This is a genomic window from Paraburkholderia phymatum (assembly GCF_038900715.1).
GTDB classification, from domain to species: Bacteria; Pseudomonadota; Gammaproteobacteria; order Burkholderiales; family Burkholderiaceae; genus Paraburkholderia; species Paraburkholderia phymatum_A.
Genome location: NZ_JAYMRZ010000002.1, coordinates 609,748 through 636,479, shown reverse-complemented (window position 1 = coordinate 636,479; position 26,732 = coordinate 609,748). Strand labels below are relative to the sequence as shown.

Here is a 26,732-nt window from a genome sequence, read left to right as displayed (position 1 = left end):
GCTTGCGCTGTGCCAATCAGACGCGTGGAGATGCGCTATGGAAAACCTCCCGAGATATCGCTCGACGCTTACTGCGTTGGCGCTCCTGCTGGCGGGATGTGCCGCTGGCGGCGTGCCTCAAAGCGGCCCACATCTGAGCCCAACGGAGTGCCGTGACCTCGCCGCACTTAGGAGCAACGCGCCTCCGACGACGGCGCAACATCATAGCGAGCTTGCTGCCCTGAGGAAAGCGGGCTACAACCCGTCACCATGGAACGACGATCCAAACTTCCCAGAGGATCTACACGCGGCGCAGCGCCTGGTCGACCATTGGTTCGAAACGGAGTGCCAGCAGTTTCAACCCGGGTGAGAAATCCCGGAGCCACTACGGACCTCGTCTTCTTGATACGATCGAATAAGAAGTGAAGTCGACCGTCCGTTGCTAGCCGGCAGTATGCGTTCATCCACCGTGCCGGAAAGCTGCCGTTGAAGACGCCAACGTCGGCTTTGTAGAACGTTCGCGGAACGGGTGCTCCCGGCCGCGAAGCGTCATTCGCGAGCAACGTTGCCCAGACATTCATTCGTCGGCTCCGCATCAGGAACCAGTCGTTCAATTCGCGATGTTGAAGCGTTGCTGCTCGGCCTTCCTGGATAGTCAATCTCGGGTACCCGCTCTGGTCATCAGGCAGCTACACGTCTGCGGTCGTTCGCAGTTCAGCAATCGCGATCGACCGGTTTCATCGGAACGGCCTTGTTGACGGGGGCGGTGTCCGAAATTGGCGCCATCGTGGGAGGAACATAGTAAATATAGGCACTGGCGACGCAGGCCAGCTGTCCATCGGTTGTAACGGAACAGGTATCCAGGATGCTATTGCCGTATGCATCGGTGGCCCTGAATGCCGGGTCGGGAACCACGCTGTCATAAGGTAGCAGCTTGTAGTGCTGACGCAGGTCCCACACGATGGTGTGCCAGGCCTGATACGTCTGGCTTTGGTAGCTGCCGCCGCGCCCCGAACCGCCGCACCGGGTCCACGCGTAGACCTCGCCGCGAATATACCCGTTCTCGTCGAATCCCGTCACATAGCTGGCGACATGTACACCGCCGCACGAGACCCCGAGCAGCGTCGGGTATGCAACTGGCAACGGCAGCGCGACCTGAGCCTGCACAGCGGCACTCGCCAGCAGTGCGAACAAGCCAATCATCTTCATGTCATGCCTCCCGACCGGTTGAAGTGGCGTGGCAGGCGGGTCGAACTGACGGATAGGGTTCCGCTCCCCTCGGGACTTGTGTCCAAGAGGCTGACCGTGCTTGCAGATAGCCAATAGGCAAATCGAGAGCCGGCCGTAGCATGTTTACCACCTGTTCTGTGTTTGTTATAGCCAAATTCAGGTGGCGCGACCAGATAGATTGGAAAGAGTCGTCAGCCAGAATGTCTGTCGAAATCTGAGCCGCCGCACACAGCGCTTGAAAATGGAGCTGGCTGGTCCGACAAACTGTCGGCCGCCATCGCTTTCGTCAAATGGCGAGCCGTGCTCACATGCTTTTAATCTTGTTTGAAACTTGCGGTTGGGGCGCTACCAGGTCACGCAACGCATCCCGCTCTGACTACGGACTTGCGCACACTTGGTCACCAAACGCCGGAATCTTGCCGGGCAACTCGAACATTGCAAATGATGACCGCGCGCTGCGAGTTGTGCTTCGCCCGTTGCCGCAGATAAATTCGGACGGTGGGGCAGATTCAACGGCTTCTTGGGCATTTCTCAAGGTAGACGGATGACAGAGACTAGTCGACGTCGCGCAGCACATCGCTGCGGATTCCAAAAAGTCCCTCCTCCCTTCAAAGGAGTCTCCAGATGCCACTCATCAAGATGAAGCTGATTGACGGCATGTTCTCGCCAACACAAAAGAAACAGATTGCGGAGAAGTTGTCCGACGCAATGATGTCGATCGAGGGGGCGATGCGCTCCGTCACGTGAGTGATCATTGACGAAGTCAACAGTGGCGATTGAGTTTGTTCCCGGGCGTCTTTAAGGATTGAAAGTGTTCACACGTACCCGACACTTCGTATTGGCAGATTCCGGATGATTACGCCGAAAGCCCGGCACGCAAGGACTCCTCGAAACTGGCACGGCGGGTGCATAAGTCGTCGACACCCACCGATCCGTTCGGTGCTCTGAAGACAGCGGCACGCTCCAGTGGAGGACAGGATGTTGATGTATTTGATGTCAATGGCACATGTTTTATTAGCGTACCTGGATGAACGGATCGAAACGCTTCTGAATACAGCGGAGCACGGTCTGCGCGATGAGTACCTCGCGTCTTGTGCCGATATCGGCCAGCTCGAACGACGCATGCGCGCCATCGAAGGCGACGCTTGATGCACATCCATCGAACACCCACAAACCCGACGGGATTCTGACATGCCGAGCTTTTCTTCGAACGATGAACCGGAATCCGTCGTCGCCTTGCATTGCTCTGGGGCCGGCGCGAATCAATGGCGTGCACTTGGCGAACAGCTCGACGGGCGCTATGCGCTGGTCGCGCCCGAGCATTACGGCTGCGACAGCGTCGGACCGTGGAGCGGCGAGCATGCGTTCACGCTCGCGGACGAAGCAGTGCGCACGGTCGAAATAATCGATCGGCAGCGCGGCAAGGTGCATCTCGTCGGTCATTCGTATGGCGGCGGCGTCGCGTTGCGTGCGGCGCTCGAAAGACCCAATGGTGTAGCGAGCATCACGCTGTACGAGCCCTCGGCATTTCATCTGCTCAAAGGGATGGGACCGCGCGGCGCGCGCGAGTTTGCGGAGATCCTGGACATCGCGGCGCGTACGGCGGAAGGCGTTGTCGCGGGGGACTGGCGCGGTGCGGCGCGCTCGTTTGTCGATTACTGGGGCGGGCAGGGCTCATGGTCAGCGCTGCGCCCCTCGGTGCAGGCGATGCTCACGCGCTGGGTGCCCAAGGCGCCGCTCGATTTTCGCGCGCTGATTCACGAGCCGACGCCCGCGAGCGCCTACGCAAAACTGCACATCCCAACGCTCGTGATGCGCGGCGAGCACGCGCCGGCGCCGACGCGTCTGATCGCTGAGACCTTGCCCTCATTGATGCCGGCCGCGAAGCTGATCGTTGTGCCCGAAGCGGGTCACATGGGGCCGCTTACGCATGCGCAGACCGTCAATGCGGCGATCGCGCGGCATATCGGCGAGTGGGATGAGTGCGCGCTGCGGTGTGGCGCCTGAGGCGATCGCACACTGGACAAAGGCGCCTACCGGTCGAAACGATTGAGGTGAGCCACTTTTCACGTGGGTGGAGCGACAATGCCGCCAACGACGTAGGTGAACGAGGAAGGGCGCTCCTTGGTAGATAACCTTCAGGACTTACCCGCCGTTCGTTTTCAGTCGCGCGATCAATTGAACGGCTGCTTCGCCCTTCAACGCTGTCTTCGCCGTCACCCCAGCGCTGCGGGCGGCAGTGGGTCCGACTGCTGCCGGACACGATCCGCTTTGGCCGCGCCCACCTCGTCGGTTCAGCATCGGACCGGGTTCGGGCCATAAAGAATCGTTCGTTGGTGTAGCGGACCTGACATTCGGATGTCGGCTGAGCTCAATTGCCCGACGTTCGTGAAAGGAATCAACCCGGCTGCGCGGCGACACCCATCTTGATCATCCATGCTGCTTGACGCTACCCACCCGGCCGCTCGCGGAAAGCTCGAGGCTCCGCCGGGAGCAACTTGATGATCCTTCAACCCGCGATGCTGACCGGGCCGAGAACGGCACCCGCCTTCGAAGGTGGCGCGCCCGAACAGGGCTGACGGCCGGTTTCACGTACGCATGGACGGCTGCGACAACGCCTTCGCCGAGGCAATCAGCTCGTCGAGCATCGCGGCCCGCCTGGCGGGATCAGTGTCGCGCCCCGTCATGAAGCACAGCGCCGCGATGGGCAGGCCGGTACGATCGCGCACAGGCGCGGCCATGCAAAGCCGGAACGACATCGAGAGACCCTCCGTGCAGCAATAGCCCCGCGCACACGCATCGCGAACGTCCCGCATGAAGTCGTCGAATCCGATGCGGCGACCGTCATCCAGTATGTAGTCTTCGTCCGGAATCAGCGCGTGGACGTCCGCGTCGGTCAGATGTCCGAGCAACAGGCGCCCCGTTGCCGTCCACGGGATCGGCACCTTCACGCCGATATCGGAGGTGATGTTGAACGGGCGCGCGCTGTTCTCCGACAGCACTACCGTGTACTTGTTGCCTTCCAGCATGCACAGTTGCGTGGTCTCGTCGTACTTGCGCACGAGACCGAGTATGGTTTGATGAGCGCGGGTGATGAGATCGTTGTGCATCGCGTAATCGGCGCCGTAGTAGTGCATCTCGCGTCCGAAAAACACGCTGCCGTCGGCGGCTGTTTCGAGCCAACCCGCCTCCGTGAGTATCGTGACCAGCTCGTAGACGCTCGAACGCGGCGCACGCGTCGCGTCGATCAGCTCGCGCATCGTCAGTGGACGCCGCGCAACATGCAGTTCCCTGAAAATGCCGATCACGCGGTCCACGCCCCGGGCCCGTGACGATTCTGATGCAGACATTCCGTAGACTCCGTCGGCGATAGGGATCGCAGCTCGTTCTTCTGTTGTTGTCGTCCGTTCTTATGCGATGGATGCGATAGATGCGATGCGTCAATGATCGAGCACGCGGTGCAGGAACTGCCTGGTCCGCTCGTTCTGCGGCGTGACGAAGATCTCCTCCGGTACGCCCTGTTCGGCGATCACGCCTTTGTCCATAAACACGACGCGGTCCGCAGTTTTGCGCGCAAAGCCCATTTCGTGCGTGACGACGACCATCGTCATGCCGTCGCGCGCGAGGCCGCGCATGACTTCCGTGACTTCGCCGACCAGTTCCGGGTCCAGTGCGGAGGTCGCTTCGTCGAAGAACATGATGCCGGGCTCGACAGCCAGCGCCCGCGCAATCGCGACACGCTGCTGCTGGCCGCCCGACAACTGGCTCGGATAATGTTCGGCGCGATCGGCGAGGCCCACGCGGTCGAGCACGTCCATTGCGCGTTTGCGCGCGTCGGCGGGACTCATCTTGCGCGCCTTGATCAGCGCGAGCGTCACGTTGCCGAGCGCCGTCTTGTGCGGAAACAGATTGAACTGCTGGAACACCATGCCGACGTGACCGCGGATTTCTTTCGCACGACGCACATCGTGGAGCGGCACTTCGTTGACCCAGACTTCGCCGGAATCGGCCGTTTCGAGACCGGCCATGATGCGCAGCACCGTGCTCTTGCCCGAACCGGACGCGCCGATCAGCACGAGCACTTCGCCGGGGCGCACTTCGAGATTGATTTCCTTCAGCACCTTCGTCGCGCCGAACGATTTGCTGACGCCGTTCAGGTTGATAACTGGCTTGGACCCGATGGATGTGGTCATGACAACACGCTCCTACGATCATGGTGGCGCACCCACTGCGACAGCGGGAAACACACGACGAAATACAGCACGGCGACGAGTCCATAGATTTCGACCGGCTTGCCGACGCGATCGACGATGGCCTGACCGCCATGCATCAGTTCCGACATGCCGATCATGCTGACGATCGATGTGTCCTTGATCAGCGACAGGTACTGACCGATCAGCGGCGGCAACACGATCTTGCCCGTCTGCGGCAACACGACCGAGAAGAACGTCTGCGTCTTGCTGAGACCGAGAATCTGCGAGACTTCCCATTGCCCTTTGGGTACGGCTTCGATGCCCGAGCGGAACACCTCGGCGATATAGGCGCCCTGGTACACGCTCAAGCCGACAACGCCCGCCGCGAACACATCGATCGCATAGCCGAAGTACGACACCCCGAAATAGATGAACATCAGTGTGATGAGCACGGGCGTGCCGCGAAACAGTTCGGTGTAGAGCTTCGCGACGCGCGCGCTGCCCCACGGTCCGAACGAGCGCAGTACCGCGGCGAGCAGGCCGATCAGCGTGCCGCCGACAATCGATGCCGCGGAGAGCAGCAAGGTCGCGACCAGTCCCTGCAGCAGGATCGACAGGCTGGTCGTCAGCAGTTCGGTTGACATGGACGGTTTCCCCTTCGATGGTTCAGGTGCGGTTCGCCTGACGCGGAATCAGCAGAAGCCGCCGACGCGTGTGCTGCTTGAGCATGAGGGGCGGGTGGAACACGCGCGCGCCGATCTGCTCTGCAATCCATGACAGGCAGTTGCTCAGGAGCAGATACGCGATCAGCGTCACCGAGAACGTCTGGATATAGAGCAGAGTTCGCGCATTGATCACGGTTGCCGTGCCCGTCAGTTCAGGCAACGCGATCGCGGACAGCAGCGACGTGCCTAGCAGCAACTGGATCAGGTTGTTGACGATGGCGGGATAGACGGCGCGCGCCGCTTGCGGCAATACGACTTCGATGAAGACCTGCGAACGGCCCAGGCCAAGAATGCCGGCCGCTTCGATCTGTCCGCGCGGCACTGACTGGATGCCAGCGCGGAAAACTTCTGCCATATATGCGCCCACATTCACGCCGAGCGCGATGACGCCCGCTGTGTACGCACTCAGGTTCAAACCCAGCGACGGCAATGCGAAGAACACGATGAATATCTGCAGCAAGACAGGCGTATTGCGGATCAGCTCGATATAGCAGCGCGCGACGACGCGCAGCGGCGCGAGATGTGAAGCGCCCGCGAGCGCCGTCAGCAGACCGAGAATCAGCGCTACGCAAAATGCGAGCAGCGTGACCTGCAACGTGAGCCACGCGGCCTGAAAGAATTCGGGCACATAGCCCCACAGGGTCAGCCATTGATAACTCATCGCCATTCCTTCGCAAAAGCGTACGGGCGCTTGCGTCGCGCGTTCGTGTTCAGAACTGCGGGTTGAGCGGATAGCGGGGCGCGGTGCCGAACCACTTCGTGTACAACTGCGCGTTTTGTTTCGACGCGTTGATGTTGAACAGGAATAGATTCAGGTAGTCGAGCCAGACCTGATCGCCCGATTTCACACCGAACGCGTTGTATTCGAGCGGCACGAGGGCTTCGTTGGTGACGGTCAGTTCGGGGTCCAGCTTCGCCTGATAGGCGAGGAAGTTATTGTCCTCGATCATTGCGTCGGCCTGGCCCTGCTTGACAGCGAGAATGGCGGCTTCCGAGCTGTCGTATTCCTGGATCTTCACGGGGATACCCAGCGCGCGCACTTCGTCGCCGTTCGTCGAGCCCTTGACGGTAGCGATCGTATGGCCCGACATGTCCTTCACCGACTGAATGCCGCTGCTCTTCTTGACGAGCAGCGCCTCGCTCGCGACGACGTACGGCGTCGTGAACGCGATTTCCTTCGCACGTTCGAGGTTGCGCGTGAAGTTGCAGAAGACCACGTCGACCTTGGCCGTCTGCAGATTCGGAATACGGTTCGCGCTCGTCGTGTTGACCATTTCGAGCTTCACGCCCATCTGCTTCGCCAGTTCTTTCGCGAGATCGACGTCATAGCCGTCCGGTTGTCCGTTCTTGTCGTAGAAGCCGAACGGCGCGAAGGTCAGACAGTCGCCGACACGCAGCGTGCCGCGTTGCAGGACGGCCTGCAAGGTCGAGCCGGTCGCGGCATCCTGGCCGGGCGTCGCGACCTTGGTGCAACCAGTGAGTGCCAGCAGGCCGACGACGGCGGACAAACAGGCGAACCTTACGCTTTCTTTGAACAGTCTCATTTTCGACCCTGTGAAAGGAATTCCATCCTGGACGGGACTCGCGACCGTAGCGGTCATGACTGCACGCAGGCGTGAGCCGACAGATCGCGCACCTCGTTGTGTCCGGTATATCGGAATCGAATCCGACACAGCAGATGGGACCCAGTGTTTCATGGAAAAAAACGGATGACAAGCGGGTATACGCGCGCCTTCAATGTCGATTGAAGGCGCGGCGAAAAGGGCAGGGATAGAGCAGGGGATCGCGGCGCGATCAGCGTGGCTTCAGCAACACCTTGATCCGAGGCCAGCGAATTCGCTCTGCACGACGGTGTCGACGTTCGCATTGGTCATCGAGCTTTCTGGGCTCAGATGCCCACGCATAGTGCCCCTCACCAGCATGCGTAGCAGCGGAAATTGCACCGACTTCCACACGGCAAGCCCCGACAACACGATCAGCACGATGTCGACGATCACGACGAGATAGGCGAGCTTCTGCACCGATTGCCAGACGCCAGATTCAGCGCGAGGTAGACGATGAAATTGGCGCCCAGCAGCCACATCACTGCGAAATGGTATTGCAGCGCTCCGGCGAGCCAGCCGCCTGGCGTGATCGAAGGTGGAAACTGAATGGCGGGAAAGGGAAGGCCGTCCCGCCGCACGGGCATCTCGATGAGAGTATGTCGTGAACACAAGCGAAAAAGAACCGACGACCGCAATTCGTTTATAGGAGCGATGCGGGGTAGTTCCGTTCGCGGCTCTTGCTCACAGGGCATTAGCCCACCCGATGGGGCGGCGAGTTTGTAGCTACGCGTACTTCGCATGGCGGCACGGGCGTCGGTTGATCGTCGAGGAATGCCGTGGCGCAGCGAATCGCGAACGCGAAAGCCGACTGGCGATTCGCAAAACGTCCAAGTTCGCCTAGCGATGTGGCCTCGCCATCTTCCTCGAGTATCGACACGCGTGCGACAAACATGTTGCCGCTTCGGGTAACCGACGGCTCAATGACCACGCCGTGATGGTTGAGAAGCATCAATCCTCCGGGCTGTGTCCGATATGTCGCCGGTTTTCTAACCGAGTCACGCGTTGCTTCCTTTTTTGCGGTACTTGACGCGTCCTGTGGCGCGGAGCGGCATTCGTACCGGCGGTCTGCACAACTGCCAGAAATTCTAGCCGTGCACGAAGCGATTGCGGCGAACGACCTGATGTAGATAAGTCGAGCGTTGCGGACACCCACGTTTCGGCGGACTGTCGTCTTATGAACGGACGCGTGGATCACGACGGCGAGGGCCGATGCGGGCTATGCGTTCGCTTCGTTGGCCGCGCGATATCTGCTGCGCGATCGGCTCTCTGGTCCCCGGACGGCGCGCTGGTCGCCATGGCGAGCCGTCTCGCTGCGTGTAAAGCGCAATATCCATGTTCTGGCCCCGCGCAGCGGTAGCCCAATCGCATGCGTAGAACGTCTACGCGCAGTGATGTCTTTCTTTTTTCAAGGACAACAGAGTGCTAGTCTGAATTGTGAATCGGGACTGGTTGGGTACTGATTCGATGCGCTGAATCGGAGGAGCGGACTGCCATGCTGCGGATGAGCAAGCTTGCCGACTATGCCACGGTGATCATGATCGCGATGGCACGAGAGCCGGACGCGGTGAAGAGTGCCGGTACCCTCGCCGAGGCCACGGGCATCCACGCGCCGACCGTGTCGAAAGTGATGAAGATACTCGCGCGCGGTGGTGTGCTGACGTCGGTGCGAGGTGTGAGCGGCGGCTATCAACTTGCTCTGCCGCCGCAGCGGATCACGTTATCCGATGTGATCTCGCTCGTCGACGGTCCGTTCGGGATGACCGAATGCAGCGCGCTGCCCGGGCTATGCACGCAGGAAGCGGTATGCAGCGCGCGCGCCAACTGGCAGATGGTGAACCGGTTGATATTCGATGCGCTGAGCCTTGTGTCGCTCGCCGATATGGCCCGTCCGACGCTTAGCGAGGTCGATATCAGCGCGATTCGTGCGCGCAGCCTGTTGCCGTTGGGGCGCACGGAGATTGACGGCGCGCGTGCGGCTTCCGTGTCGCCACACAGGACCGCCATCCGGCCCCAGCAACGTTGAAGGAGGTCATGCATGAGTTCGACCGCGTCCAGAATCGATGATCTGATCCGGCGCGAATACAAGCATGGGTTCGTGACCGATGTGCTGTCCGATACCTTGCCGCGTGGCGTGTCAGAGGATGTTATCCGGCTGATTTCAGAAAAGAAGAACGAACCTGATTTCATGCTCGAATGGCGGCTCGCAGCGTATCGTCACTGGCTGACGATGACCGAGCCGCACTGGGCCACCGTTGAGCACCCGCCGATCGATTATCAGGACATCGCCTATTATTCGGCGCCCGTTTCCCCGAAAGACCGCCCGAAGAGCCTGGAAGAGGTCGACCCGGAACTGCTTCGCACGTACGAGAAACTCGGTGTGCCGCTGAAGGAGCGCGAGATTCTCGCGGGTGTCGCGGTGGACGCCGTGTTCGACAGCGTGTCGGTCGCGACGACATTTCGCGAGAAGCTCGGCGCGCTCGGCATCGTGTTCTGTTCGTTCTCGGAAGCGGTGCAGACGCATCCTGAACTCGTGCGGCAATATCTCGGCTCAGTGGTGCCGCACACCGACAACTTCTTCGCTGCGCTGAACTCCGCCGTGTTCAGTGACGGATCGTTTTGCTACATCCCGCCGGGCGTGCGTTGCCCGGTCGAACTTTCCACGTACTTCCGCATCAACGCACAGAACACGGGGCAGTTCGAGCGGACGCTGATCATCGCGGACAAGGGGGCATACGTCAGCTACCTGGAGGGATGCACCGCGCCGATGCGCGACGAAAACCAGCTGCACGCCGCAGTGGTGGAACTGGTCGCGCTGGAAGGTGCGCAGATCCGCTATTCGACAGTGCAGAACTGGTATCCGGGCGACGCACACGGGCGTGGCGGGATCTACAACTTCGTGACCAAGCGTGGCGATTGCCGCGAAGCCGACTCGAAGATTTCGTGGACGCAAGTCGAAACGGGCTCGGCGATTACGTGGAAATACCCAAGCGTGATCCTGCAAGGCGACAACGCGGTCGGCGAGTTCTATTCGGTGGCGCTCACCAACAACTATCAGCAGGCCGACACCGGAACGAAGATGACGCATCTGGGCCGCAACACGCGTAGCACGATTTTGTCGAAGGGCATTTCTGCGGGGCACGGCAGTAACGCCTATCGCGGGCTCGTGAAAGTCGCCCGTTCGGCGGAGGACGCCCGCAACTATACGCAGTGCGATTCGCTGCTGCTTGGCGATCGATGCAGTGCGCTCACGTTTCCGTATATCGAGGTGAAGAACCCGACTGCGAAGGTCGAACACGAGGCTTCGACGTCGCGCATCGGCGAGGACCAGCTCTTCTACTGCCGGCAGCGCGGCCTGTCGGAGGAGGATGCGGTGTCGATGATCGTCAACGGCTTTTGCAAGGAAGTCTTCAAGGAGCTGCCGATGGAGTTCGCAGTGGAAGCACAAAAGCTGCTTGGCGTGAGTCTGGAAGGCAGTACAGGTTGACGGGGCAACGATCATGCTTGAAATCAGCAATCTGAGCGCTGAAGTGGAAGGCAAGCCGATTTTGCGCGGAGTGGATCTGCGCGTGAGGGCGGGCGAGGTGCACGCGATCATGGGCCCGAACGGTTCGGGCAAGAGCACGCTTGCGCACGTTCTGGCGGGCCATGCGCATTACCGCGTGACGGGCGGCAGCGTGCAGTACGAGGACCGTGACCTGTTCGCCCTTGCGCCAGAAGATCGCGCGCGGCAAGGGCTTTTTCTCGCGTTTCAGTACCCGGTCGAAATACCGGGCGTGAGCAACGTGTACCTGTTGAAGGCCGCGTTGAATGAACAGCGCAAGCACCGCGGCGAGCCTGAAATGGACGCTATGGAATTCCTGCAGGCGGTCAAGGAGAAGATGGCGCTCATGCAGATGGACGAGAGCCTGCTGTATCGCGCTGTCAACGAAGGATTTTCGGGGGGCGAGAAGAAGCGCAACGAGATCCTGCAGATGGCGGTACTGGAGCCGCGCCTTGCGATTCTCGACGAGACCGATTCGGGCCTCGATATCGACGCGTTGCAGGTGGTGGCGCGGGGCGTGAACCAGATGCGCAGCGCGGACCGCGCAATCGTGCTGGTGACGCATTATCAGCGTCTGCTCGAGTACGTCGTGCCTGATTACGTGCACGTGCTTTCGCACGGACGTATTGCGAAATCAGGGACGCGCGAGTTGGCCGTTGAACTGGAACGCAAGGGTTACGGCTGGCTTGGCGCGGACGCGCCGGCTGAGCCGCATTCCGGACCACCTGGCGCGCACTGACGCGAGGTGGTCACACGCGATCTCGCGAGGAGCAGACGTTAATGAGTGAGACGACGCTCGAGTATCTCCATCAAGCATTCGAGACCCTGTCGAGGACGCTGCCGGGCGCGGAACTCCGCTGGTTGCGCAGCGCACGGCGGCATGCGTTCGAGCAGTTCGAAGAGCTTGGCTTTCCCACGACGCAACTCGAAGACTGGAAGTACACGAATGTGGCCACCATCGCGAAGCGGTCGTGGCATTTCGCCTCGCCTCACAGCGACCACGTGGATGTTTCAGGCATCGTCGACGATCTCGTGCCTGACAAGGAGGTCGGGCGGCTCGTGTTCGTCAACGGCCGTCATATGCCGCGACTGTCGCGCATGCCGGCGTTGCCGGAGGGCGCATTCGTCGGCAGTCTGACACGCGCGATCCGCGAAGTGCCGGAGCGGCTTCGGGAAATCATCGGGCAGCAGGCACCGCATGATGGCTTTGCGGCGTTGAATACGGCATTGCTGAGCGACGGATATGTGCTCCTGCTGCCACCCGATTGCACGATCGAGACGCCGCTCGTCATGCTCTTCCTGACCGATGAAGCCGGCCTCGCAATACATCCGTTCAACGCGATACTGGCGGACGCGCGCTCGCGATGCTCGGTGGTCGAGCAGTTTGCAGGCATTGCAGACGATGCGTATCTCCTGAATACGGTAACGAAGATAGAGGCCGCCGACGAGGCGAACGTCCAGCATTGCCGCGTCCAGCAGGAAGCGCGCAGCGCCTTTCACATCGCGCGCGTCGACGTCACACAGCAGCGTGCGAGCCGCTTTACGTCACATTCGTTCGCGCTTGGCGGTGCACTGTCACGCACGCAGATCGACACAGCGCTTCGGGATCTCGATGCATACGCCGAACTGAACGGGCTGTATTTCGTGGGCGCGCGGCAGCATGTCGATCATCACACGCGCATCGTTCACGAGAAGCCGGATGGCACGAGCCGCGAATATTATCGTGGCGTGCTCGACGGCGCATCGCATGGCGTATTCAACGGAAACGTGATCGTGCGTCGCGATGCGCAGCGGACCGACACGCATCAGGCGAACTACAACCTCCTGCTATCGCGCGACGCGCAAATCGACACGAAGCCGCAACTGGAAATTCACGCCGACGACGTGAAATGCACGCATGGCGCAACCGTCGGTCAGCTCGACGACAACCAGCTGTTCTATCTGCGCTCGCGCGGCATCGACGAACGCATTGCGCGAGCGTTGCTGGTATGGGGGTTTGCGCGCGACAGCGTGGAGCGGGTGAATATCGGCGCAGTGCGCAGCAGACTGAAGAAACTGCTACTGGCGCGTGTGCCGGAAGGCGAGCATATGCGGGGGCTGATATGAAGCCGTTCGAACCTGTGTGCGTCCCGGACGCGGATACAGTTGCGCGCTGGAGAAGCGACTTTCCGATTCTGCGCGAACATGTGCGTGGTGCGCCGCTGGTCTATCTCGACAACGGGGCGACAACCCAGAAACCTTCGGCCGTGATCGATGCCGAGCGCGCCTATTACGAGCACATGAACGCCAACGTGCATCGCGGCGTGCATCACCTGTCGCAGTGCGCCACTGACGCCTACGAAGCCGCGCGTGCGCGGATTGCGCGCTTCGTCAATGCAGCGAGAGCAGAGGAAATCGTGTATGTCCGCGGCACGACTGAGGCAATCAATCTAGTCGCGCAAAGCTATCTGCGTCCGCTCGCGAAACCTGGCGACGAGATCGTCATCAGCGCAATGGAGCATCACTCGAACATCGTGCCGTGGCAACTCTTGTGCGAGCAGACGGGCGCGGTGCTGAAGGTCGTGCCGATCGACGACAGCGGCGCGCTCGATGTCGATGCGTACGCGCGGATGCTTGGCGAGCGCACGCGCCTGGTGTCGATCGCGCATGTGTCGAATGCGCTGGGCACCATCAACCCGGTTGCGCGATTGATCGAAATCGCACATGCGCGCGGCGTGCCGGTGCTGGTCGACGGTGCGCAGGCGATTGCACATCTGCCCGTCGACGTGCGTGCGCTCGATTGCGATTTCTACGCGTTCTCAGGGCACAAGGTGTATGGACCGACAGGAATTGGCGCGCTATACGCGCGCGCGGACAAGCTGGAAGCGATGCCGCCGTGGCAAGGCGGCGGCGACATGATTCGCTCGGTGACGTTCGAGAAGACCGATTACAACGCTATTCCATGGAAATTCGAGGCGGGCACGCCGAACATCTGCGGTGCGATCGCGCTCGCGGTGGCGCTGGACTATGTGAGCGCAATCGGCGCCGATACGATTGGCGCACATGAGGCCGACCTGCTCGCGTACGCGACGGATGCAATGCGCGCCATCCCACGTCTGAGGCTGATCGGCACCGCGCGGGAAAAGGCGGCCATCGTGTCGTTCGTGCTCGACCAGGTGCACGCGCACGACGTCGGTACGATTCTCGATCATCACGGCGTCGCCGTGCGTGCGGGCCATCATTGCGCGATGCCCGTCATGCAGCGCTATGGCGTACCCGCAACCGTGCGCGCTTCGTTCGCGCTGTACAACACGCGGGCGGACGTCGACGCGCTGGTCGAAGGAATAGCGCGTGTGCATGAGGTGTTTGGACAATGAGCAGTCTGCGCGATCTCTATCAGGAAGTCATTTTCGATCACTACCGGCGGCCGAGAAACTGTCATGCGCTGGCCAACGCGAATCACCGGGCGGAAGGATACAACCCGCTGTGCGGAGATCGCATCACGTTGTATCTGCGCATTGAAGACGGTGTCGTGAAAGACGCGGGGTTCGAGGGAGCGGGTTGTGCGATCGCGATTGCATCGGCTTCGCTGATGACCGAGTCGCTGAAGGGCCGCAGCGAGCAGGAAGTCGAGGCGCTCTTCGGCTCTTTCCACGACATGGTGACGACGCCGGCGGACGCGCCGACGCAAAATGAAGCAGGGCTCGGCAAGCTCGCGGCGCTCTCGGGCGTGCGCGAGTTTCCGGCGCGCGTGAAGTGCGCGACGCTCGCATGGCATACGCTGCACGCAGCTTTGCACGACGAACGCGGCACGATATCGACGGAATGATGCAGTGAGCAATGAGGCGAAATGACATGAGTGGATTCGACTGGTTGAAACGGGATGACGACGCGCTCGAACCCGGCGACGGCGATCTGCGCTTGCGTGTGATCGAAGCGTTGCGTACGGTGTTCGACCCGGAGATTCCCGTCAACATCTACGATCTCGGGCTGGTGTATGACCTGAACGTGGACGACGAAGCAGGCGACGTGGTGATCCGCATGACGTTGACTGCGCCGGGTTGTCCCGTCGCGCAGACGTTTCCCGCGACGGTTGAGGATGCCGTGTATTCCGTGGCAGGCGTGAACGGCGTACGGGTGGAACTGGTGTGGGAGCCGCCGTGGACGAAAGACAGAATGTCCGAAGCCGCGCGCTTGCAACTGGGGATGCCTTGACATGACAGACTGGGTCGATGTCGCGGCGATGACCGATTTCCCGCCGGGTTCAATGCGCAGCGTCGATGTGGACGGCGCACAGGTGGCGGTGTTCAACCTGGATGGCACCTGTTACGCGATCGAGGATGTCTGCACGCACGACGGCGGCATCCTGACTGGCGGCGAGGTCGAGGACGACGTGGTCGTGTGTCCGCGGCATGGCGCGCGTTTCTGCATCAAGACGGGCCGGGTGCTTGCGCCGCCGGCGTATGAGGACGTCGCGGTGTTTCCCGTGCGCGTGGAGGCCGGTATCGTGCAGGTGCGCGATGCGCGGTGGGACGAGAGTGGCTTCTGAACCGAGAGATCCCCAGCGGGTGGGAGCATCGCCAGCGGCAGGCATAAGACCTGCCTTGGGGGAAGCATGGACAGTCAGGGTGTCGTCGCTGCCGATTGCGCTCACGCCAGTTCCTGTTGCGCCTTCGGACCGGTAAGTTTGGCGCGTATAAATTGCAACGGACCGGTAACTCTCGCGTGAGTGCCCGATCCGGCTGACTTAGCCTTGGATATCCGGCCTCTGCGCCATTGAATGACGTAGACGATGGGCTGACCGTCCGGGAGACCGTTATGGAACTTCATCTGCATTCTCACCATTTCACGCATCGCATGCCTGACTGGCGGGCGGCCGTCTGGGCAGGCACGATCGCTGGCGCGGTATTTCTGGTGCTGGGCGCTTTTCTGATGGCCGTCGTGACCGAGCAGGATCCAAGGGTGCCGCCCCACATGATCGCAGCAATCATATTGGGCCGCGGTGCGATGCAATCCGCAGAGGCGCTTCCCGTCGGCATCGTCGTCGCGGCATTGGCCGTGCATTTCGCGCTTGCCATCCTGTTTGCCGTGATCCTGAGTCTGATCATCGCGTCATTCAGTCTGGACTCCAGCCTGACGATGGCGTCGCTCGTGGGCCTGGCGTTTGGCCTCGGCATTTATCTGATCAATTTCTATGGCATGACGCGGTTCTTCCCCTGGTTCGCAGAGGCTCGGAACTGGGCGAATGTTCTTGCGCATATTGTGTTTGGCGTCGTCGTGGCCGGCGCCTATATGAGACTGGAGCGTAAGCAAAGAGAGTCGCGCGAAGCAGATTCGGGGGACGTCAGGTAGGCGCGCTTGTCGGGCCAGCTTGTCAGGCCAGCTTGTCAGGCCCGCGTCCGTCTCATCTCATCCGGCAGGGCCGGTGCGGACACGCTTCGTAAAGTGAGAGGGTGCGCAACCATCAGATTTCCGTCGCCTGAACATTGGATGCGGCGCAAGCGACACACGATAAATGTGCTTTCGGTCTTCGCTTCTGCGCGTCGTGGAGACGCGCGTTAAGGAAGTACTTCGCCAGCTAATGAGATCTGGCTGTTTCACCGTCTGTGAGACGCTGGCCATCAGGGCCCTGTCTGGCGGCATTTCCGACTCCAAGGCAGCCGGGCAGTATCTGAATGGGCCAGGTGGTCACATACCTCTGGCCACCGGAAGCCATGTGCGGTCCTACGCTCGCATGCGCTCCTCGCACTGGCGAATGGCTATTTCCTGACGGCGCTCATCGCAATTCCTTGGACGCTCACATTTCCAGGCGTTCTGGCGCCGGAGGGCGGCCTTGGCGGCGGCCTCCAGAGTACGGTTTGGCTCTATGTCCTGTCGCACGTGGGCTTCGCCCTGTTCGCGATCGTCTATACACTGCTGAAGGATGCCGCTCCGATGGAGTGGCTGTCGCCACGCTCCATTCGAGCGAGGGTCCTTGCGACTGTCGGATCAGTAACTGCGCTCGTCTGTTGCGCAACAGTTTTCGTTACAGCAGGCCATGCGCTCCTCCCGCGCATCATGCTCGACACGGCGGAGGTTTCCTATCTCTGGTACTACGCGATCGGACCGATGGCGGCATTATTCGTCGGCGCGCTTGTCTTGCTATGGCTGCGGCACCGCTCGGTGCTCGATCTCTGGCTGATGTTGGTCTTGTTCGCATACATCATCGAGATCTCCCTCACCGCCTTTCCTATCCCGTACCGCTTTAGCGTCGGCTGGTATGCCGGGCGAGTTTACGGCGTGCTTTCCGGCAGCTTTGTGCTGCTCATCCTGATAAAAGAAGCGACGATGCTATACGGCGAACTGCTGCGCGCAGTCCTTGCCCAACGCCGCGAGCGCGAGGTGCGTCTGCTGACGGGGGACGCGGTCGCAGCCACCGTTGCGCACGAGATCAAGCAGCCATTGTCGGCGATGGTTGTGAACGCCAGTTCGAGCCTGCGCTGGCTTGATCGCGCGACGCCCAACATCGATGAGGCCAAAGCCGCATTACAGAGAATCGTGAACGACGGGCACCGTGCGGACGCGGTGATCGAGAATATTCGGACGCTCTTCAAGAGGGATGCGCGAACCCGGACCTCGCTCGACGTCAACAATCTGATCCGCGAAGCTCTGGCGCTCGTGCGCGACGACCTGCAGACGCATCGGGTAGCGGTTCAAACCGACTACGACCAATCGCTCCCACCGATAGTGGGCAACCAGGTTCAGCTGCAGCAGCTGCTCGTGAATTTGATCACGAACGCGATCGATTCAATGGTCACTGAAGATGGGGACCGGGTACTTTCCTTAAGGTCTAAAGTCTACGACTCCGGCAGTCTGATGGTGTCGGTGGAAGACGTGGGGAAGGGTGTCGACCCGAGCGTTATCGATCTGATATTCACACCGCAGTTTACGACCAAGGTGCACGGATGGGGATGGGACTGTCGATTTGCCGGTCGATCATCGAGGCTCATCGGGGGCGGTTGTGAGTGACCGCCAATCTGCCCCGACGTGCCATTTTTCACTTCACGCTGCCCGCCCACCGGGAGCACTAGCATGCGCAGTGCCACTCTTGAAGGATGCGGGAGGCCGAATCGCCTACGGCGGTCGCCCTGGCGTCTCGATGGCTTTGTCACGAAGGTGCGGTTGTTTGATATGGGCGAAACGCAGTCCAATCAATCCCATTTCGCCGATCTGCGGATGCTCTGCGAAAGGCACAAGAGCTTCGCATCGATGCTTCGGGCATTCGCCAGGCAGTCTCGCGTATAGCGTGCATTGCGGAGCGAAGAAGACGTTGACGCTCTGTCCACGCTTCTTGGCGTTCGCTCGGTTTCTCACATGCCAACGCTGCGTATCGTCCGCACGCAGTCCATGAAAGCGAGTGCTATGCCGGACCTGCCTGTGCGGCAACCACATCAGAGGACGAACATCCGCTGTTGTTAAACAATAAAGCAGAAAACAAAAAAATATCGGGATTACCCGAGGATCCAAAATCGGATAGAGCCCCCGTGAAGGAAATTTGCCAATTTTTGGTACTTAAAGTAGCCATAAAAACAGTTGAAAGGCGAATGTTTGGTCGGTTTCGTCTTTCGCGGGAGTTTCACATAGGGCTTGCTAGTTATGCCGGGCCGCGATATCGCGGTTTAGGTAGTACGCTTTCTAACCAGTCGAGATCGTGTGCACGAGACCACGCAAACCGAATCGACCCCGAACGAAGCAATTGTGTCCGTGATGCTTCAGGATATTTCTAAATGTGCGCAAGCACTCTCCTGCGTGCAGCCTCGACCGTCCCAGTGCTTCTGCCATCACCGGTCATGGAACGGGAATCCGGATCCGTGAGCGACAACTGTTTGTCCGGGTGCTTCTTCAAATCCTTTCTGATCTATCTTAATTTGGATCGCAAAACAGATTAGATATGCATATTAAGAAAAATTCGCGTTAATACAAGAAAAGCTATCTTAACAGCAGCACTATTGCTCATTTTTTCGTCACGCTCATTTATCTGATCGACTCCGTCCGCGTCATCCAGGAACCCGAAGGGCTCTCGAATCCGAAGGGCGCGCGCGAGCACGCGTTCGCTGCGGTCGGCGTGGCGATTACGATTCTGACGCAACCGTCGCGCTGATCGCGAAGCAGGCTTGCCGAACGCGATCGCCGACCCGTTAAAGTAATCGCACCGACGAACGCTGTCGGGCAAGATGAGTTCCAGCTCTTCCAGGGCGCGCCCGTCGTCTATGCGGGCCAACATCTGATCAACCTGCTGCGCGCGCACGCGATGATCGGCTTCGGCGTGATCTTCTTCCTCACGCAGTCGTGGCTGCCGTGCATCCTCATGACGCTGATCGCGTTCGCGCTGGGGGCCCTGATCATTATCCCGAGCGGCGGCGCGGACATGCCCGCGGTCGTGTCGATGCTGAACTCGTACTCGGGCTGGCCGGCGGCGGGCGTCGGCTTCTTGCTGAACAACGCGATGCTGATCATCGCCGGTTCGCTGGACGGTTCGTCGATCCTGTCGTCTGCGCAGTATTACGCGGACGGAGTGATGAAGGCCGTGGTCGTACACGAGGCCGGCAATGTGGATGTACTTCGTGTGCATGATGTGCCCCGACCAACGCCTGGTCCCCACGAGGTCGTGATCCAGATCGCAGCCTGTGGCGTCTGCACGCTCGACGTTGCTACACGGAAGAGAACCTATCGTCGTGGTGTCGAACTGCCGCTCATTCCGGGACATGAAATCAGTGGCCGGGTTGTCGCGGTGGGCACCGAAGCTATCGAATTCCTCGTTGATGATCATGTCGCGACGACACAGCGATTCGCAATCTGCGGCCGCTGTCGTTTGTGCCGTAACGGTTATGAGGCGCTGTGCGCGAAGCGCCGCTTCCTCGGCCAGCAGGGCTTTCGTGGTGGCTACGCTGAATATGTCGCAGTGCAGGTAGATAACGTCGCAAAGGTGCCGGACGAGGTTCGCGACGAACAGGCCGCTATTGCAGCGTGCGCTATTGGGAGATCACTTAATGCGGTACGCGACGCGGGTGGCGTCTCTATAGGCGAGCGGGTGATGGTAACTGGCGCTGGTGGCGGTCTTGGCGTACATGCTCTTCAGCTTGCACGGGCGGCCGGAGCTTGGGTAGTCGCACAGACAACGTCGCCAGACAAAGCGGACTTGCTTGCTCAACTAGGCGCTCACGAGGTGCTCGTTAGCAACCGCAACGAGGATTTTTCCGACCGGGTGAAAGAACTGACTGGCGGTGATGGCGTCGACGTCGTGATCGACAACGTGGGGACGCCAGTATTCGATGCAGTCCGCCGCAGCCTTGCGATTAACGGACGCTGGATGCTGGTTGGTCAACTCAGCGGTGACTTCGTAAAATTCAACCCGGCACAATTGTTCTTGAAGAACCAGTCGGTGACGTCAGTGCATAGCACGAGCAAAGCTCAGCTCGAAGATGCATTGGCGTTGATGGCCCGAGGCGTGGTTCGCCCCGTGATCTCGGGAACTTGCCAGCTAGACGAATTACCATCGGTGCATCGCCGCATGGAGGCGGGCGCTGTAACCGGCCGGGTTGTGATTCGTACATGTGGGGCGCTCTCGTAGCCAGCCTGTTTGCCTTGCATGTCTCACTGAAGACAGGTGTTCCTTGTTGTGCGTAACGTTAACTATGTACACTGCCTGCATGACGAACGGTGTTGTGCAGCAAGGATCGCGGAATGCGCGATATCACGATAAGTAGTACCGCTTATATTGCGAGATCGTAAAACTGATCTGCGATGAATAGATGGGTTCCGCGAGCACACTTCATCTGTCATTTTGCGATCACGTGCATCACCTCGATCCCGGCCCGGAAGGATCCGGGCGCAGCGACATGTTTTGAATCCCAGCATGGGTCGGGTATGCCGCTTGATCGCCCGATGATCTTGTTCCACGATATTGTTGAGATAGTTGGCCTGGCGAATCTTGATGAGCGTCTACAGGCAGCGAATAACTCAATGAATTTCTAATTCACGACGCTAGCAAACCGCGGGCGTCCGTACATGACAAAGCCGTCTGAGTATCTGGGTGTTGCGCCGGTTGGACCTTTCGTATGCTGCCGTCGATTCTACCTCGGTGAACTGTTGGGGCGGGCGAAAAACTGGACCAAACTCAACGAATCGTGCGCGACCAGGATCCAAGTACCAATCCTCATAGATGCCAACGGAGTGCCGGTCAGTGTGAGATTGACCGGCGCAAACCGTCACGACGTCACCCAGTTGTTGCCATTGGTCGACGCTATCCCCCGATTTCGCCGTGCATGCGGCAGACCACTTCGTAAGCCCAAGGTCATTTACGGCGATCGCGGCTACGACTCCGACACATATCGCCAGCGCTTGCGTGATCGTGGCATCAGGCCAGTGATCGCGCGGCTTCGAACCGAACATGATAGCGGTCTGGGCAAATCACGCTGGGCGATAGAACGGACTCACTCGTGGCTCCACAACTTCCGGCGTTTTCGCATCTGCTTCGATCCTCGTAGCGGCATTCACGAAGCATTCCTCAAATTTGCTTGCTCGCTCGTCTGCTGGAACGTATTCAAACGAGCGGAGTCAGCTGTTTTGAACAGACCTCTTAGAAGCGATGCGCGATCCCGAGACGAATAGCCGCTTGGTTAGCATTCGCCGATGCCGTGATAGCTTGGATTGCCGCGCGTGCGGGCTTGCCGGTCGAATCGGTGCCCGACGCGTGCTGATAGACAACAATTCCGTAGATATCGGTTCGCTTCGACAGCCAGTACTGTGCGCCCGTTTGATACTGGAAGTATTTCACGCCTTCTTGCTTGCCACCCGACGCCAGATCAACGGTAGAGCCCTGCGTGTAGTTGAATGCCACACCGGCAACCAGTGCGGGCGTGAACTGATATCTGTAGTTCACTTCGGCACTATTGAACGATACGTTGGCGCCGCTAGCATAGCGATTCACGAGCGACGCATTGCCCTTCCAACCGCCGAGGTTATCGAAGCGGACATTCGAATATGTCAGGCCAAATGTCGATTTGCCAATCGTATACGCGCCGCCCAAGGCCAGCGATTGATACGTGTTGGCTGTTTGATAGCCCGAGTACACGGGGGATGCGACGTTTGTGCTCAGCGTGTCGTTGGCCGTTCCACTGTTGTTCATCAGGCCACCAGAGGCGGCAGGGGTGCGGGCATTGATGTAGCCGATGGCGCCGACGAGGGGGCCGCCGTTGTCATACTTGGCACCCAACGACCAAATCTGATTTTTCGTCAGGTTGCCCGCCGTGTTGCCCAAACTGTAAGTGGCAACCGTCGTGACGCCCGACATTTTGTTGCTCGTGTACTTGATCGTGTTATTGGAGCGGAAGGCGTTGTTCAGGTTGTCCAGGTCGCCCGGATGAGCGCCAATATAGCCAGCCCACTGGTCGCCGGAAATCATGAGGCCCACGGAGTCAACGAGAGCATCATACTGACGGCCCAGCGTGACCCTACCATATTGCACGCTCGAAAGACCAACGTATGCAACGCGGCCGAAGAGCAGGCCGGATTGCATCGCGGCGCCGCTATTGACGTCGAATCCGTTTTGCACATCGAACACCGCAGCAAGGCCGCCGCCGAGATCTTCGCGGCCGAGAAGGCCCCAGCGAGACGAGGCGCCAACGGATGTGGCCATATAGTACTGCCGTTTGCCACCGGAATTGGTATTGATCAGAAGACCATCATCGACAATACCGTACAGAGTGACCGACGATTGTGCTTGCGCCCCCCCGGCTATTGTCGAGAGTGCGGCGAGTGCGAGAAGCGATTTTTTCACGTGCGTGTTGCTCCAGTGTTTGCTATACAGCGACGATGGCCAATCTTCTATGGCCGTATGGACTACGAAATTATGCTGTGACGAAGTTATTCCATGGCTGCCTGATACACCGCACGGCGGAAGTCCACCGCAGACGTCGATTCCTTGAGGATTTCGATGGTGCGCAAGTGGATGGCTTCGGCGTCGAGTGCATCACCGAAGGGGTGGAATTCATCGAGACGTCGTGAACTCCACGACCCAAGGATCACGGAATCACGGGCTTGTTGCCAAGCCCTGAACACGTGAGCGCCGGCCTCCTCCGCAGCAAAGGAGCCGGGGACGAGGCGTTGAGGATCGTAGCTCGCGTTTTCAGCAATGCGCCGATTCAATACCATCGTATCTTGTTCGACTTCGTAATTGGTCATCCATTGGGATGCCAGTTTCGTGGCCAATACGGCACCTAGACCTTCGCCTGCAACTTCCGCTTGATCTATTCCGAGATCGCGAAGCCCAGCATTCAGGAACCCGAGTACAGCATTGATGTCGCTCAGCGAATCCAGGCATTGTGAATCGCCATGGCCGGGCAAATCCAAGGCCACCACGGGGCGACGACCGGCCACGCGTTCGAGACGTCGAACCAGGCCGGCGGATGCACCGGGGCAGTCATGCAACAGCACGAGAGGGCGACCCTGCCCGTTCATCGCGCCACGGACGTGCATGCGCAGGCCATCCGCGTCCACGTAAGTGCGGCTGATTCTGGCGGTGCCCAGAGGCGGATTTACCGACCGGGGGGCCGCCTCTGTCGTTAGGCCTTGCATTAAATGCGCCCAGATTTGACGCTGCCATTCATCTATGGCGCTCGCAAATCTCTCGATTCTAATGTTGGCGCGCACCTTTCCAAGGCGTTCAAGATGCGGATACAACATGTCGAAATCCCGCGCGCCAATCACAGTCGGGACTTGGATCTGGGCCACCGCAGCTGTCGCATCCAGCGTGAATGCCGACGAGTAGGCATGCCGGTAGTTGTCACCGGATGCCAGGAAGTCCATGACGACTGCATGGACCTGATCCAATGTGGGGTGTAGGGAAAGAGGCTGGCGGGAGCCTTGGCCTCTCTGATTCCACGGATAGAACAGGAATTGATCGCGCACACGCGTCCATACCCAGGCCAAGTGCTGGCCGTCAACCACAGGGTTAAACGTGGGTAGGTAATTGGCTAGAGTATTGGCGGCCTCCGCGCGCGTCATCGCGCACAGTCCGTCAACAACCAGGCGGCTGACGCGATGGGGCGCATGGAGAGCCAAACCCACGGCGATTGCGGCACCCGTATGCGTTGCATAAACGGGACACTGCTTGATTCCCAACGCCTCAAGAGCCGCATCGAGGTCGGCGCCGAAATCGAGCGCTTGTGCATCGGACAGTTCTACGCGATCTGAAAGACCGAATCCCGGGTTATCGAATGCGAATACCGTTACTCCATGCGGCGCAGACGTCATCAGGGGCAGCATTGCCGAAGACGACCTGGGGGAGGCGTGTAGCAAGACCACTGGCGGGCCTTCGCCCAAGCGGCGATAGTGAATTCGTCGACCACCTACATCGACATAATGCCGACTACTTTGTTCTTTGACAGGGGAAATCATTTCGACGTACTCCGCAGAACCTGGACACGACTAGCTCGTATCGCTGAGGTGCAAAGTATTTGTGTCGAATATGAATTCCGTCGAGAACTATCTAGAAAAACTCCGACTGTCGGAAATTTGGGGGATTGGGTTCACGGTTAGCACATGGGGCATGATAACTGTGCTTTGTGATAATTCCCCATTGTGGAACTGATCCCGTTCGTGATAGCGGGTTCTATTATATGTGAGTGGACGCAAGCGATGTGTTCAATGGTAATCCCGAATACGCAAGCGGCGATTAGTTGATTAGTATTTTCCCGTACTCGTGATCCGGGAGTCGCGCGGCAAGGTCAGGATAGACTTGAACCCGAGGTTGACTTGAGATGACAACCATACAGTAGGTAGTAGGTAAAGGTAAGGAATGGAAAAGGGCGTACCTATTCGGTCAGTTAGTCGTGCTCTGGCAGTCTTGAAGCTCATCAATCGGCACGGTGCGATAACGCTCATGGAAGTCGCCCGGGAGTCCAGGTTGGCATACCCCACCGCCTGCCGAATCGTCCAGACGTTGATGGTCGAGGGCATGGTTGAATTCGAACCCTCACGCAAGCGCTACCGGGCGACGCGATTGGTTGAAACCCTGTCAATGGGGTACCGCGATCACGACAATCTGATAGAAAAGGGGCGACCTCATATCGTAGCCCTGACCAAGCTCGTCAACTGGCCTATTACCATCACCACCCGGGTTGGACAGTCGGTGATGGTTCGCGATAACACCTATGAAATGTCGTCACTGTCGTTTAGTCGCTACTATCGGGGCTATACATTGCCGATCTTGGAGTGTGCTGCGGGTCACGTCAGCATCGCTTACAGCGAGGACGAGGTGCGGGAAGTCTTATTGAGGGGGCTTCAAGAGGTCGGGGCAAAGTCGTTGGCACTCGATATGTTTTTATCGGGCAGGCTTACAGCGCGCATCAAGACTGATGGCTTTGTCCTCAATGATCGAACGGTGCACACGGATAACCCTGGAAAGACGTCTTCGATTTCCGTGCCCATCATGGAGAGAGCTCGCGAGGTAGCAGAGTTGACGCTCAGTTACTTCTCTACGGCAATGAATCCAGCGGAGGCTACGCGGCGTTATGTCGATCTGGTTAAGCAAACGGCTAGCGACATAACACAGGCTGCCTCCGCTGAGGATCAGGCTCTGGAGGTGGCTTAGGCCCGTTAGCCTTGGGCCCGTCCTTGCAGGAGGCCCAATACCTGTTGGAGGCACACGACTTCCGCGTATTTCGCCTGGAGGTCGAACAGGTTGGATTCTTGCACTTGGGGATCACGGTCGCCACATGCCTCGCGAACCACGAACGGTACAAACCCGTGTTGCATGGCGTCCAACGTGGTGGCCCGCACGCAACCGCTGGTTGAGAACCCTGTAACCATCACCGTGTCGACACCCATAGAGGTCAGCGTGGAGGCCAGCGACGTCCCGAAAAACGCGGAGGCGTATTGCTTGGTCACCACTACTTCGTTATCGCCGGGGCGCAGAGAAGCCGGGAACTCTGCCAGCGGATTTCCGACAACAAAGCTCTGCAGGGCGGGGATCTTGCGGAAGAACACTCCACCATCCGCACCCGTGCGCGAGTATTGGACGCCTGTGAAAATCACAGGGACACCGGTCTTGCGTGCGGCTTCAACGAGGACCACATTGGCGGCCAGCGCGTCCTCAAATGCTCGGGCATATAGCGGACTTTCGGGCACCACATAGGCCTGCACGACATCAACGATTACCAGGGCCGGGCGCGTTCCGAATTGCAGCGATCGCCCGAATCCGGCACGCCGATAATCGTCAACCAACGCCGTATGCGCATCTTTACGCTCGTCAGAGTCTGGCGCGGGATCTTTGTGCATTACGTTGCTCATCATGGGCTCCATGTAAACGCTAAACCGGTGGGCGGGTCCGACATATCGGCGCCCGGGCCTACGATGATGGACGACTTAGACCAGCGCAGCAAAGCCTGGAGGTGCCATATCCGGTAGTCGGACACTTGTACTCCGGTAGCTGGAATTCCGC

The 26,732-nt window shown here is 59.6% G+C and carries 26 protein-coding genes and 4 pseudogenes; 18 read left to right on the top strand and 12 right to left on the bottom strand.

The annotated features are described in order from the left end of the window. Positions 1–37 precede the first annotated feature (37 nt). Entirely contained in the window at positions 38–349 is a 312-nt protein-coding gene (locus tag VSR68_RS06210; protein ID WP_342938943.1) for a DUF4148 domain-containing protein, read from the top strand. Between the two features lie 344 nt (positions 350–693). On the opposite strand, the gene VSR68_RS06205 is transcribed toward VSR68_RS06210, so the two are convergent. Beyond that, entirely contained in the window at positions 694–1,188 is a 495-nt protein-coding gene (locus tag VSR68_RS06205) for a hypothetical protein (RefSeq protein WP_342938942.1), read from the bottom strand. 645 nt (positions 1,189–1,833) lie between these two features. Here VSR68_RS06205 and VSR68_RS06200 point away from each other — a divergent pair. The 3 genes from VSR68_RS06200 (at position 1,834) to VSR68_RS06190 (ending at position 3,216) form a co-directional block, all read left to right on the top strand. After that, on the top strand, positions 1,834–1,956 hold the full coding sequence (locus VSR68_RS06200) for a tautomerase family protein (protein WP_342938941.1): 123 nt from the start codon (positions 1,834–1,836) through the stop codon (positions 1,954–1,956). A 231-nt stretch (positions 1,957–2,187) separates the two neighbouring features. After that, the gene (locus VSR68_RS06195; protein ID WP_342938940.1) at positions 2,188–2,358 is read left to right on the top strand and encodes a DUF3563 family protein; all 171 of its coding nucleotides are present in this window, start codon (positions 2,188–2,190) and stop codon (positions 2,356–2,358) included. Between the two features lie 42 nt (positions 2,359–2,400). Beyond that, positions 2,401–3,216 (top strand): alpha/beta hydrolase, encoded by an 816-nt coding sequence (locus VSR68_RS06190; RefSeq protein ID WP_342938939.1) that lies wholly within the window; start codon positions 2,401–2,403, stop codon positions 3,214–3,216. Between the two features lie 581 nt (positions 3,217–3,797). Here VSR68_RS06190 and VSR68_RS06185 read toward each other — a convergent pair. The 6 genes and pseudogenes from VSR68_RS06185 to VSR68_RS06160 form a co-directional block, all read right to left on the bottom strand. Then, positions 3,798–4,559: an IclR family transcriptional regulator gene (locus tag VSR68_RS06185; protein WP_342938938.1), complete on the bottom strand. Its 762-nt coding sequence runs from the start codon at positions 4,557–4,559 to the stop codon at positions 3,798–3,800. Positions 4,560–4,649: 90 nt separating this feature from the next. After that, a complete protein-coding gene (locus VSR68_RS06180; protein ID WP_342938937.1) occupies positions 4,650–5,402 on the bottom strand; it encodes an amino acid ABC transporter ATP-binding protein in 753 nt (250 codons plus the stop codon). Continuing rightward, complete coding sequence (locus tag VSR68_RS06175) at positions 5,399–6,046, bottom strand: amino acid ABC transporter permease (protein ID WP_201647500.1); 648 nt, start codon at positions 6,044–6,046, stop codon at positions 5,399–5,401. The genes VSR68_RS06180 and VSR68_RS06175 overlap by 4 nt, the downstream gene beginning before the upstream one ends. A 22-nt stretch (positions 6,047–6,068) precedes the next feature. After that, complete coding sequence (locus tag VSR68_RS06170) at positions 6,069–6,788, bottom strand: amino acid ABC transporter permease (RefSeq protein ID WP_342938936.1); 720 nt, start codon at positions 6,786–6,788, stop codon at positions 6,069–6,071. Positions 6,789–6,837: 49 nt separating this feature from the next. Further along, positions 6,838–7,671 (bottom strand): transporter substrate-binding domain-containing protein, encoded by an 834-nt coding sequence (locus VSR68_RS06165; RefSeq protein ID WP_342938935.1) that lies wholly within the window; start codon positions 7,669–7,671, stop codon positions 6,838–6,840. A gap of 363 nt (positions 7,672–8,034) precedes the next feature. Then, positions 8,035–8,315 (bottom strand): annotated as a pseudogene (locus VSR68_RS06160) (cytochrome b/b6 domain-containing protein); the annotation flags it as partial. A 908-nt stretch (positions 8,316–9,223) separates the two neighbouring features. On the opposite strand from VSR68_RS06160, the gene VSR68_RS06150 reads away from it, so the two are divergent. From VSR68_RS06150 to VSR68_RS06105, 10 genes are all read left to right on the top strand, one after another. After that, positions 9,224–9,754, top strand: coding sequence for an SUF system Fe-S cluster assembly regulator (locus tag VSR68_RS06150; protein WP_342938933.1), 531 nt, complete (start codon positions 9,224–9,226; stop codon positions 9,752–9,754). A 12-nt stretch (positions 9,755–9,766) separates the two neighbouring features. Then, positions 9,767–11,215 (top strand): Fe-S cluster assembly protein SufB, encoded by a 1,449-nt coding sequence (gene sufB, locus VSR68_RS06145; RefSeq protein ID WP_342938932.1) that lies wholly within the window; start codon positions 9,767–9,769, stop codon positions 11,213–11,215. Between the two features lie 13 nt (positions 11,216–11,228). After that, positions 11,229–12,011 (top strand): Fe-S cluster assembly ATPase SufC, encoded by a 783-nt coding sequence (sufC, locus tag VSR68_RS06140; RefSeq protein ID WP_342938931.1) that lies wholly within the window; start codon positions 11,229–11,231, stop codon positions 12,009–12,011. 41 nt (positions 12,012–12,052) lie between these two features. Further along, positions 12,053–13,378, top strand: a complete 1,326-nt coding sequence (gene sufD, locus VSR68_RS06135; RefSeq protein WP_342938930.1) for a Fe-S cluster assembly protein SufD — start codon at positions 12,053–12,055, stop codon at positions 13,376–13,378. Next, a complete protein-coding gene (locus tag VSR68_RS06130; RefSeq protein WP_342938929.1) occupies positions 13,375–14,628 on the top strand; it encodes a cysteine desulfurase in 1,254 nt (417 codons plus the stop codon). Before sufD ends, VSR68_RS06130 begins: the two co-directional genes overlap by 4 nt. Then, a complete protein-coding gene (sufU, locus tag VSR68_RS06125) occupies positions 14,625–15,080 on the top strand; it encodes a Fe-S cluster assembly sulfur transfer protein SufU (protein WP_342938928.1) in 456 nt (151 codons plus the stop codon). Before VSR68_RS06130 ends, sufU begins: the two co-directional genes overlap by 4 nt. Positions 15,081–15,106: 26 nt before the next feature. Continuing rightward, positions 15,107–15,466 (top strand): SUF system Fe-S cluster assembly protein, encoded by a 360-nt coding sequence (locus tag VSR68_RS06120; protein WP_342938927.1) that lies wholly within the window; start codon positions 15,107–15,109, stop codon positions 15,464–15,466. Position 15,467: 1 nt separating this feature from the next. After that, a complete protein-coding gene (locus VSR68_RS06115) occupies positions 15,468–15,800 on the top strand; it encodes a non-heme iron oxygenase ferredoxin subunit (RefSeq protein WP_342938926.1) in 333 nt (110 codons plus the stop codon). Positions 15,801–16,069: 269 nt separating this feature from the next. Then, the gene (locus VSR68_RS06110; RefSeq protein WP_342938925.1) at positions 16,070–16,603 is read left to right on the top strand and encodes a hypothetical protein; all 534 of its coding nucleotides are present in this window, start codon (positions 16,070–16,072) and stop codon (positions 16,601–16,603) included. Between the two features lie 396 nt (positions 16,604–16,999). Then, positions 17,000–18,259, top strand: a complete 1,260-nt coding sequence (locus tag VSR68_RS06105) for a sensor histidine kinase (RefSeq protein ID WP_342938995.1) — start codon at positions 17,000–17,002, stop codon at positions 18,257–18,259. Between the two features lie 916 nt (positions 18,260–19,175). On the opposite strand, the gene VSR68_RS42755 is transcribed toward VSR68_RS06105, so the two are convergent. Next, positions 19,176–19,538, bottom strand: a complete 363-nt coding sequence (locus VSR68_RS42755; RefSeq protein WP_428983461.1) for a hypothetical protein — start codon at positions 19,536–19,538, stop codon at positions 19,176–19,178. Between VSR68_RS42755 and VSR68_RS42750 the strand changes: the two are divergent. Both VSR68_RS42750 and VSR68_RS06095 read left to right on the top strand, forming a co-directional pair. Continuing rightward, positions 19,467–19,772, top strand: a pseudogene (locus VSR68_RS42750) (NAD(P)(+) transhydrogenase (Re/Si-specific) subunit beta); the annotation flags it as partial. The gene VSR68_RS42755 and the pseudogene VSR68_RS42750 sit on opposite strands and share 72 nt — an antisense overlap. Positions 19,773–19,808: 36 nt before the next feature. Then, on the top strand, positions 19,809–20,861 hold the full coding sequence (locus VSR68_RS06095; protein ID WP_342938994.1) for a zinc-binding dehydrogenase: 1,053 nt from the start codon (positions 19,809–19,811) through the stop codon (positions 20,859–20,861). A 142-nt stretch (positions 20,862–21,003) separates the two neighbouring features. Here VSR68_RS06095 and VSR68_RS06090 read toward each other — a convergent pair. Further along, a pseudogene (locus tag VSR68_RS06090) lies at positions 21,004–21,232 on the bottom strand (DDE-type integrase/transposase/recombinase); the annotation flags it as partial. 100 nt (positions 21,233–21,332) lie between these two features. Between VSR68_RS06090 and VSR68_RS06085 the strand changes: the two are divergent. Next, positions 21,333–21,901 (top strand): annotated as a pseudogene (locus VSR68_RS06085) (IS5 family transposase); the annotation flags it as partial. On the opposite strand, the gene VSR68_RS06080 reads toward VSR68_RS06085, so the two are convergent. After that, positions 21,870–23,069, bottom strand: coding sequence for a porin (locus VSR68_RS06080; RefSeq protein ID WP_342938924.1), 1,200 nt, complete (start codon positions 23,067–23,069; stop codon positions 21,870–21,872). The pseudogene VSR68_RS06085 and the gene VSR68_RS06080 sit on opposite strands and share 32 nt — an antisense overlap. A gap of 86 nt (positions 23,070–23,155) precedes the next feature. Further along, positions 23,156–24,688 (bottom strand): alpha/beta fold hydrolase, encoded by a 1,533-nt coding sequence (locus tag VSR68_RS06075; RefSeq protein ID WP_342938923.1) that lies wholly within the window; start codon positions 24,686–24,688, stop codon positions 23,156–23,158. 400 nt (positions 24,689–25,088) lie between these two features. On the opposite strand from VSR68_RS06075, the gene VSR68_RS06070 reads away from it, so the two are divergent. Then, a complete protein-coding gene (locus VSR68_RS06070) occupies positions 25,089–25,883 on the top strand; it encodes a helix-turn-helix domain-containing protein (protein ID WP_342938922.1) in 795 nt (264 codons plus the stop codon). Positions 25,884–25,888: 5 nt separating this feature from the next. Here VSR68_RS06070 and VSR68_RS06065 read toward each other — a convergent pair whose 3' ends face one another. Next, positions 25,889–26,584 (bottom strand): isochorismatase family protein, encoded by a 696-nt coding sequence (locus VSR68_RS06065; protein WP_342938921.1) that lies wholly within the window; start codon positions 26,582–26,584, stop codon positions 25,889–25,891. Positions 26,585–26,732: the final 148 nt, after the last annotated feature.